Genomic DNA, 13824 nt, shown 5'->3' with positions numbered 1-13824 from the left:
TCCGCCATGACAGATCTCATCCTCGGCTACCTTACGATCGGCCTCGTCAACGGCTCGTTCTATGCGCTGCTTAGTCTTGGGCTCGCGCTTATCTTCGGCCTTCTCAACATTCTCAACATGACGCATGGCGTGCTCTACATGATGGGCGCGTTTGCTGCATGGGCAGGTTCTCGATATCTCGGATTGGGCTATTTCGGAGGGCTGGTTTTCGCGCCGCTCTGCGTAGCTGCTTTCGGCATCATCCTCGAACGTTCATTGTTGCGTCGAACCTACGGCCTCGATCCGCTCTACGGATTCATGCTGACGTTCGGCACGGCGATGATCGTTCAGGGCGGCTTCCAGGCCTATTTCGGTTCGACCGGACTTCCCTATGCCGCGCCGGATTGGTTATCCGGCGGGCTGGATCTCGGTTTTCTGTATTTCCCTGCATACCGACTTTGGGTCGTCGCCGTGGCGCTTATCGTCTGTGTGATCGTCTGGATCGCCATTGCGCGCACGCGTCTTGGCTCTGTTCTGCGCGCGTCGTCCGAAAATGCAGCTACTGCCGAAGCGCTTGGCGTCGGCGTGCCTCGCGTCTTCGCCGCCACTTTCGCCCTGGGCGCCGCGCTGGCAGGACTGGCAGGCGCGCTGGCCGCGCCGATCTACCAGGTCAGCCCGCTGATGGGATCGGACATCCTGCTTGTCGTATTTGCAATCATTGTTATCGGCGGCATGGGTTCGATCGGGGGCACCATCGTCTCGAGCTACGCCCTCGCACTGATCGAGAGCCTTACGCAGGCGCTGGTCCCGCAGGCGGCAAGCTTCATCGTCTTCGCCTTCATGTGCGTTGTGCTTTTGCTTCGGCCGCAGGGGCTGTTCGGCATTTCGGCGGTCAGATCCCACGAATTCCTGGCGGCGCGGCTTCCGTGGATTGAGCCCGCCGACAAGGAAACCGCCGCCAAACGCCTGACCGGCATGGTGCCGGTGCTCGCCGCTGTCGCCGCGCTGTTGGCCCTGCCGATGCTGCTCTATCCCGTCTATCTGATGAAGATCTTCTGTTTCACCATCTTCGCCGCTTCATTCAACTTCCTGCTGGGATTTGCCGGCATCATGTCCTTCGGTCAGGCGGCCTTGTTCGGTACTGCGGCCTATCTCACGGCGCATGCGGCAAAGGAGTGGGCGCTGCCACCGGAAGCTGCGATCGGCGTCGGGATAGCGGCGGCGCTCGTTCTCGGACTGGTCATGGGCATCTTTGCGATCAGGCGCCGGGGCATCTATCAGGCCATGATTACGCTGGCGATCGCGCAGATGGTCTATTTCGTCTATGTACAGGCCGGTTTCACCCATGGCGAGGACGGGATCCAGTCGGTCCCCCGCGGCACGTTGCTGGGGTTGATCGACCTTCGCGACGACACCAACGTTTACTGGCTCTGCGCTGCCGCCATGCTTGGCGTGCTGTTCGGCCTGCGCCGTCTCATCAACTCCCCGTTTGGGATGATGTTGATCGCCATTCGCGACAATGAGCGCCGGGCTCTCTCGCTGGGGCACAATGTCGACGCGTACAAGCTCGCGGCATTCGGCATCGCCGCCTTCTGCGCCGGCGTCGCCGGCTCCATGAGCGCTGTTGTCTTCCAGTTGGCCACCTTGTCCGGCGTGCATTGGCACCTCTCGGGCGAAACCGTGCTGATGGCGTTGATCGGCGGTATCGGCACATTCAGCGGGCCTCTCATTGGTGCCGCCGTGCTGGTGACGATGCAGCATTTCCTGTCACCCTTCGGTGCCTGGATCGTGGCAATTCATGGAGCCGTCTTTGTTCTTTGCGTCCTGCTGTTTCGCGACGGGCTATTGCCCCATGCCCAAGCACTCGCCGCAAATCTTCGCCGGCCGGATGCACGGCCGAAAGCTGTCGGAGCCCCGCAGGCTATGGAAGCTATCGGCCAATGAATGCCATGGCAGATACCCAGAGGCTGGCACTCGTTTCGAATAGCAAACGATTGAACGAACTCTCGGCTCGCACGATCGTTGCTGCGATCCGCGATCGCCGGCTAACGGCGACGTCCGTAATGGAAGCCTGCCTGGAGCGGATTGCTGTTCGCGAACCGCAGGTCAAAGCCTGGAGCTTCCTGGACGCCGATCTGGCACGGAAACGCGCGCGGGTGGCAGATGAATGGCAGGCCGCGGGACTCCCGCTCGGTCCGCTGCATGGTCTGCCAGTAGGCGTGAAGGACGTGTTCGATACCAGCGACATGCCGTCCGAATACGGCAGCGCAAGCTTGCGTGGGCGCCGGCCGCCCGAAGACGCGGATGCCGTCAGCGTGCTGCACCGGGCCGGGGCGCTCATCGTCGGCAAGACCAGCACGTCCGAGTTCGGAATGTATCATCCCAGTCCGACGCATAATCCCCTGGATCTGTCGCGCTCACCGGGCGTGTCGTCGGCGGGGTCCGCCGCGGCCGTCGTCGATCACATGGTTCCGCTGGCACTCGGCACTCAGCACACGGCATCCACGACACTACCAGCTTCGTTTTGCGGCGCGTTCGCCTTTAAACCGTCGCTCGGTTTCACGAGCATGCGGGGATCGAACGTGCTGGTCCCCCGCATGGCGCATGTAGGTCTGCTGGCCCGGTCTGTCGACGACCTCACGCTGTTTGCCGGAGCATTCGATCGTCGGATCGCGGAGGTCGAAGCACTGCGACATCCGCCCAGGCTCGGTTTTGTCCGCGGGCCGGGCTGGGACCTCGTAAGTTCCGACGCGCGTCAGGCTCTCGATCGCTTGGTCGACGGATTGCCTGCAACGGTGGCCACGGTCGATCTTCCCTGCGAATTCGATATGGCGCTTGAGGTCGTGCACGGCCTTCTGAACGCTCATCTGGCATATCGCTTCGGTGCCTTGCCGGAGGAAACGTTCCGCAGCTTCTGTCCTCCGCTGCAGCAGGGCATCATTGCCGGGCGCGCGTTGAGCGCCGCAAATTATCTCGAACTCGAGGCCATGGCCGACAGGCTCAACGCGCTGGCTGCGGCGTTGTTCTGCGATCATGACGCCTTGATCACGCTCTCCGCACCAGGAGAGGCCACGCGCCTCGAGCAGGGACCGGGCTCTGGCGCCATGTCGATGCCCTGGAGCCTGTGCGGACTACCGACCGTGTCCTTGCCGCTGCTGCGCGGCGTGAATGGCCCGCCGATCGGCGTTCAGCTCATTGGTTGCCAGGGTGGTGACCGCAATCTTCTGCGCGTGGCGGCGTGGCTCACAGATGCAACAACCCTCAACGATATGTCATCCCATGAACAAACCTGATCGAATCCTGACCGACGCCGCGTCCTATCGCGCGGAGAGACCTCTGGTGAGCGTGAATGGACGCGCCTATGCGTGGCCGAAACATCCGGCTGTCGTCATCTGTTTCGACGGCTGTGATCCGGCCTATATCGATGCTGCCAGCGCCGCCGGAGCCATCCCTGGCATCGACCGGATGCGGCGCGAAGGCTTCGCCGCCTCCGCACTTGCGGCAATGCCGACATTCACCAACCCCAACAACGTGTCCATCGTCTGCGGTGTGCCGCCCGCCGTTCATGGCGTCTCCGGAAATTTCTATCTCGACCGCGATACCGGCGCAGAAATCATGATGGTAGATGCGACTCCCGTGCGCGCGCCGACTATTCTGGCAGCGTTCTCGCAAGCGGGAGCCAAGGTTGCCGCCGTTACTGCCAAGGACAAGCTGCGCAAGGCGCTCGGTCAAGGGCTCGACGGCATCGCTTTCTCCGCCGAGAAAGCCGACGAGGCGACCGATGCGGAGAACGGCATCTCCGCAATCGGTGCGCTGGTGGGACGGGGAGCGCCAGACCAGTATTCCGCCGATCTTTCCTTGTTCGTGCTCGATGCCGGAATTCGCCTGCTTGAAACCCGCCGGCCAAACCTGATGTATCTGTCGCTTTCCGACTATGTGCAGCACAAGCACGCACCGGATGCGCCCGAAGCGATCGCCTTCATGCGCGTGGTGGACGAGCGGCTCGCAAGGATGATCGCGCTCGGCGCCTGCCTCGGGATTGTCGCCGACCATGGCATGAACGACATGGCCCACCCGAGCGGCGAGCCGAACGTCGTCTATCTTGGCGACCTCTTGGATGCCGCCTTCGGTGCCGGCGCAACCCGTGTCATCTGTCCGATCACCGATCCATTCGTGCGTCACCACGGCGCTCTGGGCGGCTTTGTCCGTGTCCATCTGCAGCGGACGGAGCCTTCCACCACCGCGGTATTGAACTTCATCCGGCAGATTCCAGGCGTCTGTATGGCCGCCCCGCGTGAGGAAGCATGCCTGCGCTTCGAATTGCCGGAAGATCGCGAAGGTGACATCGCCGTGGTGGCAGGGTCGGGCGTCGCCCTCGGCGGCCATGCCCGGGACCACGACATTTCGCAGCTATCGGGTGAGCGGCTGCGTTCTCATGGCGGGCTCGCCGAGCAGGTGGTGCCGTTCATTCTCTCTCACCCGCTGAAGGCCGGACGGGTTGAGGGCAGGGCAGGGAAACCGCTCCGCAACTACGATGTCTTTTCAGTCCTGCTCAACGATATGAAAGTCTGACTATGCCTCGTGCTATCCTCGTCATCCTCGATGGTCTGCGCCGCGATCTCGTGACGCCGCAGGCCACGCCCCGTCTTGCCGCCTTCGCCGAGCGTTCCGAGCAGTTCGCCGCCCATCGCACGGTATTTCCGTCCTGCACGCGGGTGGTTTCGGCAAGCCTGGCGACCGGGTGCCATCCCGCGCGCCACGGCTTGCAGGGCAACACCATGGCGCTGATGGAAAACGGGCGTCTCGTTCGGCACGACGCGGGTCGCCCCGACTTCCTCCAGCACAAGCGGCGCGTCACCGGCCGCGCACTGGCCGTGCCAACTTTGGCTGAGCGCTTAACGGACAGCGGTGGTGCCATCATCTTCAGCAACGTTTCGCCAGGAGCGGCCTATGCGCACGATCCGGATGGATTTGGGCGGGTCTATCATCGCGCCGGATCGTTCGGCCGCGCCCGCGTCCCGCTACCGGAAGACGAGCAGCTTCGCGTCACGCTGGATGTAGAAGGCGACCGGGCAATGACCGAACGCTTCATCCGCGAAGCGGTGTTGCCTCCGTCTGATCCTCCTGCGCTTGCGGTGCTGTGGCTCGGCGAGCCGGACGCCACGCAGCACGCCTTGCCCATGGGATCGCCCGGTCATCTTGCGGTGTTGCAAGAGGCGGACCGCAATGCCGGGCGCGTCATGGACGCGGTGGCCACGCTCGCCGACAAGGACGATGTTCTCCTTCTGATAGGATCAGATCACGGCCATCAGACGGTCACCGGCGTCATCGACATAGATGAAGAACTGGTCACCGCCGGATTGAAGGAGAGCCTTGAATCAACCGACGTGGTCGTCGCCTCGAACGGCACCTCCGCGCTGCTCTACGTCCATCCGGATTTTGTCGCGCGCACGCCGTTGGTCGGCGACTTCCTCGCCAATCAGGAATGGGCGGAAACCGTCGTCGATGGCAGCGCGCTGGCGTCGGTGGGGCAGGGCCCGGATCACGGCCTCGCTTTTGCAGTCTCCATGCGCGCGAGCGATGAGCCCAATGCCTACGGCATCGCTGGCACCAGCCTCGTCGCGGAGCGTGCCGGTAACAAGGCAGATATCCTTGGCAGCGGCCAGCACGGTGGCCTCGGTGCAGGCGAGCAAGCGCCCTTTCTCATGATCAGAGGCGCGCACTTCAGCCATGGCGTTGCAAGGCAGGAGCCCTCCTGCATCACCGACATCGCGCCAACCATTCTCACTCATCTCGGGCTTCCCGCCTCCGGAATGGATGGGCGCCCGCTGCAGGCTGTTCGGGGAGGTCGTGATGGCTGAGATCGAACTGCGCCACATCGAGAAGAGCTACGGCGAAACCGCTGTTGTGAAAGATGTGTCGCTGAGCATTCGCGATGGGGAATTTCTTACCCTGGTGGGTCCCTCCGGATGCGGGAAATCGACCTTGCTGCGGATCATCGCTGGGCTGGAGGCGCAGGATAGCGGTGAGGTCGTGGTGGCCGGCCGCTGCGTGGACGACAAGCGCCCCAAGGAGCGCGACGTCGCCATGGTATTCCAGTCGTACGCGCTCTATCCCCATCTTAGCGTATTCGACAACGTCGCCCTTCCGCTGCGAACGCGGCGCCTGAGCTTCGCCCAGCGGCTGCCATTTGTCGGCCGTGCCTTGCCGGGACGCGGCGGCATTGAAAAGGCGATCCGCGCCGAGGTCGAGCAGGCAGCTTCCATGCTCGACATCGCCCATCTGCTGCATCGCAAGCCGGGTCAACTTTCCGGCGGCCAGCGCCAGCGTGTCGCGCTGGGCCGCGCGATGGTGCGGCATCCCGCCGTGTTCCTGATGGACGAGCCGCTGTCCAACCTTGACGCCAAGTTGCGGGTCCAGATGCGCGCAGAAATCATCGCGCTGCATCGCCGCCTGGGCGTCACCTTCGTCTACGTGACCCACGATCAGGCAGAAGCGATGACGATGTCCGACCGCGTCGCCGTGATGACGGCCGGCGAACTGCTTCAGGTCGGCCAACCGGAGCAGCTTTATCGGGACCCGCAGGACCTGCGCGTCGCCGAGATGATCGGCAGCCCAAAGATCAACGTGGTTTCTTGCGACCATTGGATGTCTTTGGGTGCGTCGCTTCCTCCAGGCGTTGATGGCAACACGACGCACCTCGCGTTTCGTCCAGAGGCCGTCGGGATAGCCGCCCCTGGGGATAGAAGACTCAATGGCGTCGTCACCAGCGTCGAGAATCTTGGCTCTGATATCTTCCTGAACGTGGCGCTTGCAGATGGATGCGGCGCCGTCGTCGTGCGCACGCATCCCGACGTATCGCGTTCGGAACCGGGCCGTCCGGTCGGTCTTCAGATCGACCCAGCGTGCTTGCTGCAATTTGACGGTGCAGGCATGCGCCTGCGCCAGGCCGATCAAGTAGAGGCCGCAGCGTGACAACTCTGGACCAGGATCGCGAGCGTAGGGTCGATGCGAAAACAAGCTTCGCGAAGAGATCGGGAGAGCACGGGCTTGGCTGGCTCGCCGTATCACCGGCCTTGCTGCTGCTGATCGGCCTCCTGTTCGGTCCGGCTGCGGCGGTGGTGCTTTTCTCCCTGACGGACTGGCAGCTGGGATCATTTACTTTTCATTTCATCGGCGTTGCGAATTTCAGAGCCCTGTTCACGGACCCAACCTTCTGGAAGGCATTGACCAATACGCTGGTTTATGCGGGCATAGTTGTGCCGGGCACGGTGCTGCTGGGTCTCGTCGTGGCTCTGCTCATCGAGGCCAGTCCCGGCCTGCGTGGCTTCTACAGGGCCGCGCACTTCCTTCCTGTGATGTCCACAATGTCGGCCATGGCGATCGTCTGGGGCACCATGCTGCATCCTACGATCGGCCTCGTGAACCGTGCCCTGGGCGCGGTGGGGATTTCGGGGGTGAACTGGCTGCGCGACGAGCGTACGGCGCTACTCGCTCTGGCGTTGATCGGCATATGGCAAGGCCTCGGTTTTGCCATGGTGCTGTTCGTATCCGGCCTGAAGGCCGTCCCGCAGCAGCTCTACGACGCCGCCGCCATTGACGGCGCCGATGGCGTTCTGGACCGGCTGCGTTTCGTGACGCTGCCCATGCTGGGACCGGTCACCATGTTCGTCGTCATCCTGACGGCCAAGAGGTCGTTCGAGGTATTCGACAGCGTTCGCGTCCTGACCCAGGGCGGGCCGAACTATGCGTCCGAGGTGCTGCTGCATCGGCTCTACACCGAGAGCTTCGATTTCCTGCGTATGGGATATGGCGCAGCGCTCACCGTGATCTATCTCGCCATCATTGTGCTGCTTACGCTGACACAGGCGCGGCTTCTCGAACGGCGGGTCCATTATTCATGATCGCCCGCTTTCCAGACCGGCGGTTCGCTGGCCGGGTCGCTCGGCATGCAATTCTGATTCTCACCGCCGCTTTTGCGCTGCTGCCCTTCGTCTGGATGGTGAGCCTGTCGCTCAAACCGCCGGAAGAGATATTCCAGGCCGATTTCCACCTTTGGCCGACGGCCTTTCATGGGGTCGAGAACTACCGCGTCGCGCTAACTGCGGCGCCGATGTTCCGCTTCCTGCTAAACGGGTTGCTTGTGTGCACAGCGATCTTCGCGCTGCAGCTCCTGGTCTGTATTCCCTGTGCCTATGCACTTGCGAAGCTGCGGTTTCGCGGCAGGGACACCTTGTTCTCCGCCGTGCTGGTCGGCCTGCTGCTGCCGCCTCAAGCTCTCGCCATTCCGCATTTCGTCCTGTTGAACGTGTTTGGGCTCCTGGACAGCTATGCCGCGCTGATCCTGCCGTGGGTGATCTCTACTTTCGGCATTTTCCTGCTGCGGCAATTCTTTCGGTCCATACCCGACGAGATCATTCACGCAGCCCGCCTCGACGGGCTCGGCGAGTTCGAGATCATCTGGCGCATCATGATCCCCATGACCACGCCGGCGCTGGCCGCCTTTGGCATCTTCTCGATCGTGGCCCACTGGAACGACTTGTTCTGGCCGCTCATCGCGGTTCGCAGCGCGGAGATTTCCACGCCCGCGCTCGGCATCCTGCTTTTCCGTGACGATGAGGCCGGGCAGTTCCTCGGTCCGCTGATGGCCGGCGCCGTGATTATCGTGGCCCCACTCCTCGTTGCATTCCTGATCGCGCAGCGCCGGTTTATCGACGGCCTCGCCGTAACAACCATGAAGTAATCCAAAAATGGAGACCGTCCATGCTTGATCAAATCGTAACCCGGCTAGGGCCGGTGCTCGCCGGAGCCGTTGCCCTCGGGGCAATCGGCGCGACCTCTGCACGGGCGGAGGTCACGCTCGACGTGCTCTACACCACACCCGGTACCTTCAATGCGCTGCATCAGGAATTGGCCAGGCGTTTCACCGAGGCGCACCCCGACATCAAGGTGAAGTTCCGCAATCCCGTGGCGAGCTACGAGGAGGCCGCGCAGCAGATCCTGCGTGACCAGATCACCGGTCGCCTGCCGGATGTGGCTTTCAACGGAATCAACCAGATTGGCCTGTTCGTGGATCGGGGATTAGGCGCCCCGCTGGACGGATTCGCAGCGGCAGATGGTGGGCTTGCCGAACTTGGCTATTACCCGACGCTTGCGGAACTTGGAAAATACAAAGGCAAGCTCTACGGCCTGCCGTTCGCCACCTCGACGCCTGTGCTCTACGTGAATGCTGATCTGGTCGCAAAGGCTGGCGCCGATGTGTCGGCGCTTCCAAAGACCTGGCCGGAGCTCCTGGCTCTGGGCAAGACCATCGAGGCGAAAGCGGGCACCGCGGTGACCGGCTTCTATTATCAGTGGGAGCAAACCGGAAACTGGTTGTTCCAGTCGCTGGTGACGAGCAAGGGCGGCCGTATTCTCAAAGCCGACGGGTGCAGCATCGCCTTCGACGACGCAAACGGCATGTGGGCGCTGAAGACGCTCGAAGCTTTCGGCAAATCGGGCATGCCGAATCTCGGGCTCGGCCAGGCCCGGCAATCATTCGTCGCCGGCAACATCGCGATACTGGCGGATTCCACATCCTATGTGGCCGCGGCCGAGCGGCAGATCGGCGGCCGGTTCCCGTTCAAAACCGTCGCCTTCCCGCTTGCCGCAGCCGACGGGCGCCTTCCCGCAGGCGGAAACGTCGCTATGGTTTTTGCAAAGGACGCCGAACGTCAGAAGGCCGCCTGGAAATATGTAAAGTTCACCACCGGCCCGGTCGGCCAGACCGCGATGGTCAATTCCACCGGCTATATGCCCGGCAACGAGATCGCTGTGAAGACGCCTGACCTGCTCGGCGCTTTCTACGCAAAGAGCCCCAATCACCTGACCAGTATCCAGCAACTGCCGCTGCTGACGGAATGGGCATCTTTTCCAGGTGATAATTCGCTGAAAATTATTGAGGTGATCAAGCACCGTATAGAAAGCCTGGTGACGGGCAAGCGTACGGCGGAGCAGGTCATGCCTGAGCTGGTTGGAGATGTGTCCAATCTTCTGCCCAAGTGCGGCGGCTAGCCAGCGATCGAACGAACGGGGCGGGACTCAATCAGACAGTCCCGCTTGCGCCGTCGGTCACCTCGCTTGGCGGGCTCGGTAGCTACGTATAGCGGGCGCCGGTTCATCCAGACCCAAACTTCTCATGCAACAGCGGCCATAGCCGGTCCGGCTTGAACGGGGTCGCCGTAAAGCGGATGCCGGTGGCGTTAGCAATAGCGTTGCCAAGCGCAGCGGCGACCGGGTTGTACGGGCTTTCGCTCATCGATTTGGCGCCCATCGGCCCCAGCGCGTCCGACGTGTCGGCAAAGAACACCTCCGTGCGGGGAATGTCGGCAAAGGATGGCAGATGATAGTCGCGGAATTTGGGATTAATGACCCGGCCGTTATCGTCGATCACCATTTCCTCATAGAGCGCCGCGCCCAGCGATTGAGCGACCCCGCCCTCGACCTGGCCACGGCACTGCATCGGATTGGCGACACGGCCGGCATCGGCGGCCTGCACGCTTTTCAGGATCTTGAGTTCACCGGTGTATTTGTTCACGGCGACGCGAAAGCCCTGTACATTGAAGGCGACGGAGCGCGGTGTGCCCGTCGAATTGCCGCTGGCGCTGAGAACCTTGCCGAGCGAGTGCGCAGACGCGGCGAGCAAAGCAAAAGAGGTGCGGCGTCCGGCACAGACCGCGGCATGGTTGTCGAGGGTGCAAGCGTCCGGGTTTTCGCCCAACAATGACGCCGCGAATTGCTTCAGTTGGCCGGCCAGCGCCTCGGCCGCGGCCTGCGTCGCACGCCCGGCGACGAAGGTCCCGGCGCTGCCATAGGCGCCGGTGTCGTGGCCGCCATGCGCGGTGTCGGATTGCAAAAGACGGATGCGATCGACGGTCGTCGCTAGCGCAGAGGCGGCGATCTGGCGATGCACGGTGCTGGTGCCATTGCCGAATTCGGCGGTGCCGACAGTGAGGTCGAAGCCGCCATCCTCGCGCAATGAAATGCTGCAATCGGCGAAATGGCCTGCCGGCGGCACGGTGTCGATCATGGTCAGCGCGATGCCGTCCCCGGTCAACCAGTCCGCTGGGAGCGAAGGCATCGGCGCTTCGGCGGCCATCGCGCGCTCGACCAGATCGAGGCATTGATCGAGGCCATAGCTGCCATAGAGCACGTCGTGATATTCGGATTCTGGCGGCGACAGCATGGGATCACCGGGTTTGACGACATTGCGGCGGCGCATCTCGAACGGACTGATGCCGAGCTGCTTCGCCAGTTCATCGATCGCGGCTTCGACGGCAATCAGGGTCTGCGGCAGGCCGTAGCCGCGAAACGCCCCGGCGGGCACGGTATTGGTATAGACGGCGATGCCGTCGACCTTCTTGTTCGGACAGTTATAGACGCCGATGCATTCGCCGACCGAATGAAGCAGCACCGGGCCGGCGTGGTTGCCGTAGGCCCCGGTATTCGAGAGGACGTCGAGCTGCAGCGCCGTGAGCTTGCCGTCCTTGTCGGCGCCTGCATTGACGGTGATCTGCATCGGATGCCGCGTCGAGGTTGCGACGAATTGTTCTTCCCGCGTCAGTTCGAATTTGACCGGGCGGCCGGTCTTGAGCGCTGCGAGCGCAAGGATGTCCTCGACGAACATTTCCTGCTTGCCGCCGAATCCGCCGCCGACGCGCTCACAGAATACCCGCACCTTGTCCGGCGGGAGATGGAACAGGTCGGCCAGCGTACGCCGAATGAGGAATGGCACCTGCGTGCTGGAGCGGACATTGAGAATTCCATCGGCATCGACCCAGGCAATGCCGCCATGGGTTTCCAGCGCCGCATGCTGGACCCGCTGGGTCGTGAAAGTACCTTCATAGATAGCGGCGGCCTGTGCCAGTGCGCTTGCGACATCGCCAAATTCGCCGTGGGTTTCCGCCACGACATTGCGGCCTGCGTTAGCGACGCGGTTTGCCAGCGTCTTGTCGCCATGAATCGCAGGGGCGCCCGGCGCGATGGCGGCTGTGGGATCGACCACGGCCGGCAGGATTTCGTATGCGACGTCGAGTTGCCGGCAGCCGTCTTCCGCGGCAGCTTCGGTCTCGGCGACCACGGCAGCGACCTTCTGCCCGATAAAGCGGACGACATCGTCGAGCACACGGGTGTCGTCCGCGTCCATCCAGTCCCACTCGTGCCGCGCGGTCGAGAACAGGCGATCGGGCGCGTCTTCAAACGTCAATATCGTGTGTACGCCGGGGACGCGGAGCGACGCACGCTTGTCGATCGAGATGATTTTTGCGTGCGGATGCGGCGAGCGCAGCATCTTGATGTGCAGCATACCTTCCGGCGCGACATCGAACGTATAGCGCGCTGCGCCGCGCACTACCTGTGGTCCGGCGGGGGCAGGGAGGCTGCGGCCGAATGCGGTGCCTGCGGCGGCGTCTTCGATGTTGCTCTTGCCGTTCAGCGCATCCTCGATCGCACGATAGCCGGTGCAACGACAGATATTGCCCTTCAGCGCGGCGCCGAGGTCCTGCCGCTGCGCCTGGTTAAGCGACGCGCAGGTCAGGATCATGCCTGATGTGCAGAAGCCGCATTGAAACCCCTGCGCATCCAGAAAGGCCTGTTGCATCGGATGGATGCCGCCATCGGGCGCAAAGCCTTCGATGGTCGTCACGGCGTGACCGTCAGCACGGAAGGCCGGGATCAGGCAACTATGCACCGGCTCGCCGTCGATCAGCACGGTGCAGGCGCCGCAGTCGCCGGCGTCGCAACCCTTCTTGACGCCGAAATGGCCGAGTTCGCGCAGGAACGTGCGCAGACATTGGCCGGGTCGCGGCACCTTGGAAAATTCCCTGCCGTTGATCTGGAAAGTCATGCGTATGCCGTGCCCTGCAATTCGACGCGGATTTCCTCCGCGAGCCGCAGCGTCATATGCTTGCGCCATATTGGCTTGCCGTGAACGTCGCCGTGACAGAGGTCGTCGGCAATGCGCTGCAAAATCGTTTTGCGCAATTCTTTGCTGTCTGGGATTCCCGCAAAGGACAATCGAACAGGCCTCTTGGTCGATGCCGTAATCGTCAGCGCCAATCCGCCGTCGCTGGTCACGCTACCGATCAGCAGCGCCGCCGAGCGGCCGACAGGGGTCAGCGAAATCTGGCGGAACGCCGAACGCCGCCTCAGGGCAGCGAGCGGGATCTCGACTTGCCGCAATAGGTCGCCCGGCGCGAGCACGTTACGCTGATCGCCGGTGACGAAATCGGCGACGGGAATGTTCCGCTCACCACCATCGGCCTGCCAGATCGTGCAGACACCGTCGAGCGCCGAGGTGAGAGAGATCATCGGCCCCGCCGGCAGCGACATGCAGATGTTGCCACCAACGGTGGCCGTCTTCCAGATCTTGAAAGAGGCGAGAAATGCGCGGCAGCACTGACTGATCAGCGGGGAGGCGATCCATTCCGGCGGACAGGCCAGCGCATCGAGCTGCGCCACCGTGCAGGTCGCCGCGATTGATAACCCGGTCTCACTGATGGTCAGCGCCGGCCATTTCAGGTCGGTAAGATCGATCAGCCGCTTCAGATGGGCCTGCGGTTCCGAGAACAGCCAGGTCCCGCCCGCGAGCCAAGCATCGCCTGGCGTCCAAACGGGCAATTGATCCCGCGTCGTGGGACGGGCAACCGCAGCAACGGTGTTCAGGTCCATGGATACGCCAACGCTTTCAGGTAGATGCATCTCCGATTATGAAGTCTTGCAAGTCCAGCGCCAAATTGCGATTCGGGTTGGGACGGTCCTTGCAAGAGGATGCCCTACGCAACCGCGCTTTCGCAAATCAGGTGGGAT

The 13824-nt window shown here is 62.8% G+C and carries 10 protein-coding genes and 1 pseudogene; 9 read left to right on the top strand and 2 right to left on the bottom strand.

Annotated elements, in window-relative coordinates; translation table 11 throughout:
• Window positions 1-6 precede the first annotated feature (6 nt).
• From GWE18_RS42340 to GWE18_RS24270, 9 genes and pseudogenes are all read left to right on the top strand, one after another.
• Window positions 7-870: pseudogene (locus tag GWE18_RS42340) on the top strand (branched-chain amino acid ABC transporter permease); the annotation flags it as partial.
• An 84-nt stretch (window positions 871-954) separates the two neighbouring features.
• The gene (locus GWE18_RS42335; protein WP_342804287.1) at window positions 955-1923 is read left to right on the top strand and encodes a branched-chain amino acid ABC transporter permease; all 969 of its coding nucleotides are present in this window, start codon (window positions 955-957) and stop codon (window positions 1921-1923) included.
• A 50-nt stretch (window positions 1924-1973) separates the two neighbouring features.
• Complete coding sequence (locus GWE18_RS24300; RefSeq protein WP_275188221.1) at window positions 1974-3272, top strand: amidase; 1299 nt, start codon at window positions 1974-1976, stop codon at window positions 3270-3272.
• Window positions 3259-4551 (top strand): phosphonoacetate hydrolase, encoded by a 1293-nt coding sequence (phnA, locus tag GWE18_RS24295; RefSeq protein ID WP_275188220.1) that lies wholly within the window; start codon window positions 3259-3261, stop codon window positions 4549-4551. The genes GWE18_RS24300 and phnA overlap by 14 nt, the downstream gene beginning before the upstream one ends.
• A 2-nt stretch (window positions 4552-4553) precedes the next feature.
• Complete coding sequence (locus tag GWE18_RS24290; RefSeq protein ID WP_275188219.1) at window positions 4554-5840, top strand: alkaline phosphatase family protein; 1287 nt, start codon at window positions 4554-4556, stop codon at window positions 5838-5840.
• Window positions 5833-6954: an ABC transporter ATP-binding protein gene (locus GWE18_RS24285; RefSeq protein WP_275188218.1), complete on the top strand. Its 1122-nt coding sequence runs from the start codon at window positions 5833-5835 to the stop codon at window positions 6952-6954. The genes GWE18_RS24290 and GWE18_RS24285 overlap by 8 nt, the downstream gene beginning before the upstream one ends.
• A gap of 101 nt (window positions 6955-7055) precedes the next feature.
• Window positions 7056-7883 (top strand): sugar ABC transporter permease, encoded by an 828-nt coding sequence (locus GWE18_RS24280; RefSeq protein WP_275188217.1) that lies wholly within the window; start codon window positions 7056-7058, stop codon window positions 7881-7883.
• Window positions 7880-8722, top strand: coding sequence for a carbohydrate ABC transporter permease (locus GWE18_RS24275; protein ID WP_275188216.1), 843 nt, complete (start codon window positions 7880-7882; stop codon window positions 8720-8722). The genes GWE18_RS24280 and GWE18_RS24275 overlap by 4 nt, the downstream gene beginning before the upstream one ends.
• A gap of 20 nt (window positions 8723-8742) precedes the next feature.
• Complete coding sequence (locus GWE18_RS24270) at window positions 8743-10032, top strand: ABC transporter substrate-binding protein (protein WP_275188215.1); 1290 nt, start codon at window positions 8743-8745, stop codon at window positions 10030-10032.
• A 103-nt stretch (window positions 10033-10135) separates the two neighbouring features.
• On the opposite strand, the gene GWE18_RS24265 is transcribed toward GWE18_RS24270, so the two are convergent.
• Together GWE18_RS24265 and GWE18_RS24260 are read right to left on the bottom strand one after the other, a co-directional pair.
• Window positions 10136-12862: a molybdopterin cofactor-binding domain-containing protein gene (locus GWE18_RS24265; RefSeq protein WP_275188214.1), complete on the bottom strand. Its 2727-nt coding sequence runs from the start codon at window positions 12860-12862 to the stop codon at window positions 10136-10138.
• Complete coding sequence (locus GWE18_RS24260) at window positions 12859-13686, bottom strand: FAD binding domain-containing protein (RefSeq protein ID WP_275188213.1); 828 nt, start codon at window positions 13684-13686, stop codon at window positions 12859-12861. The genes GWE18_RS24265 and GWE18_RS24260 overlap by 4 nt, the downstream gene beginning before the upstream one ends.
• Window positions 13687-13824: the final 138 nt, after the last annotated feature.

Source organism: Bradyrhizobium sp. CSA112, assembly GCF_029051645.1.
In the GTDB taxonomy this organism is placed as follows: domain Bacteria; phylum Pseudomonadota; class Alphaproteobacteria; order Rhizobiales; family Xanthobacteraceae; genus Bradyrhizobium.
This window is presented reverse-complemented; position numbering and strand designations above follow the sequence as displayed.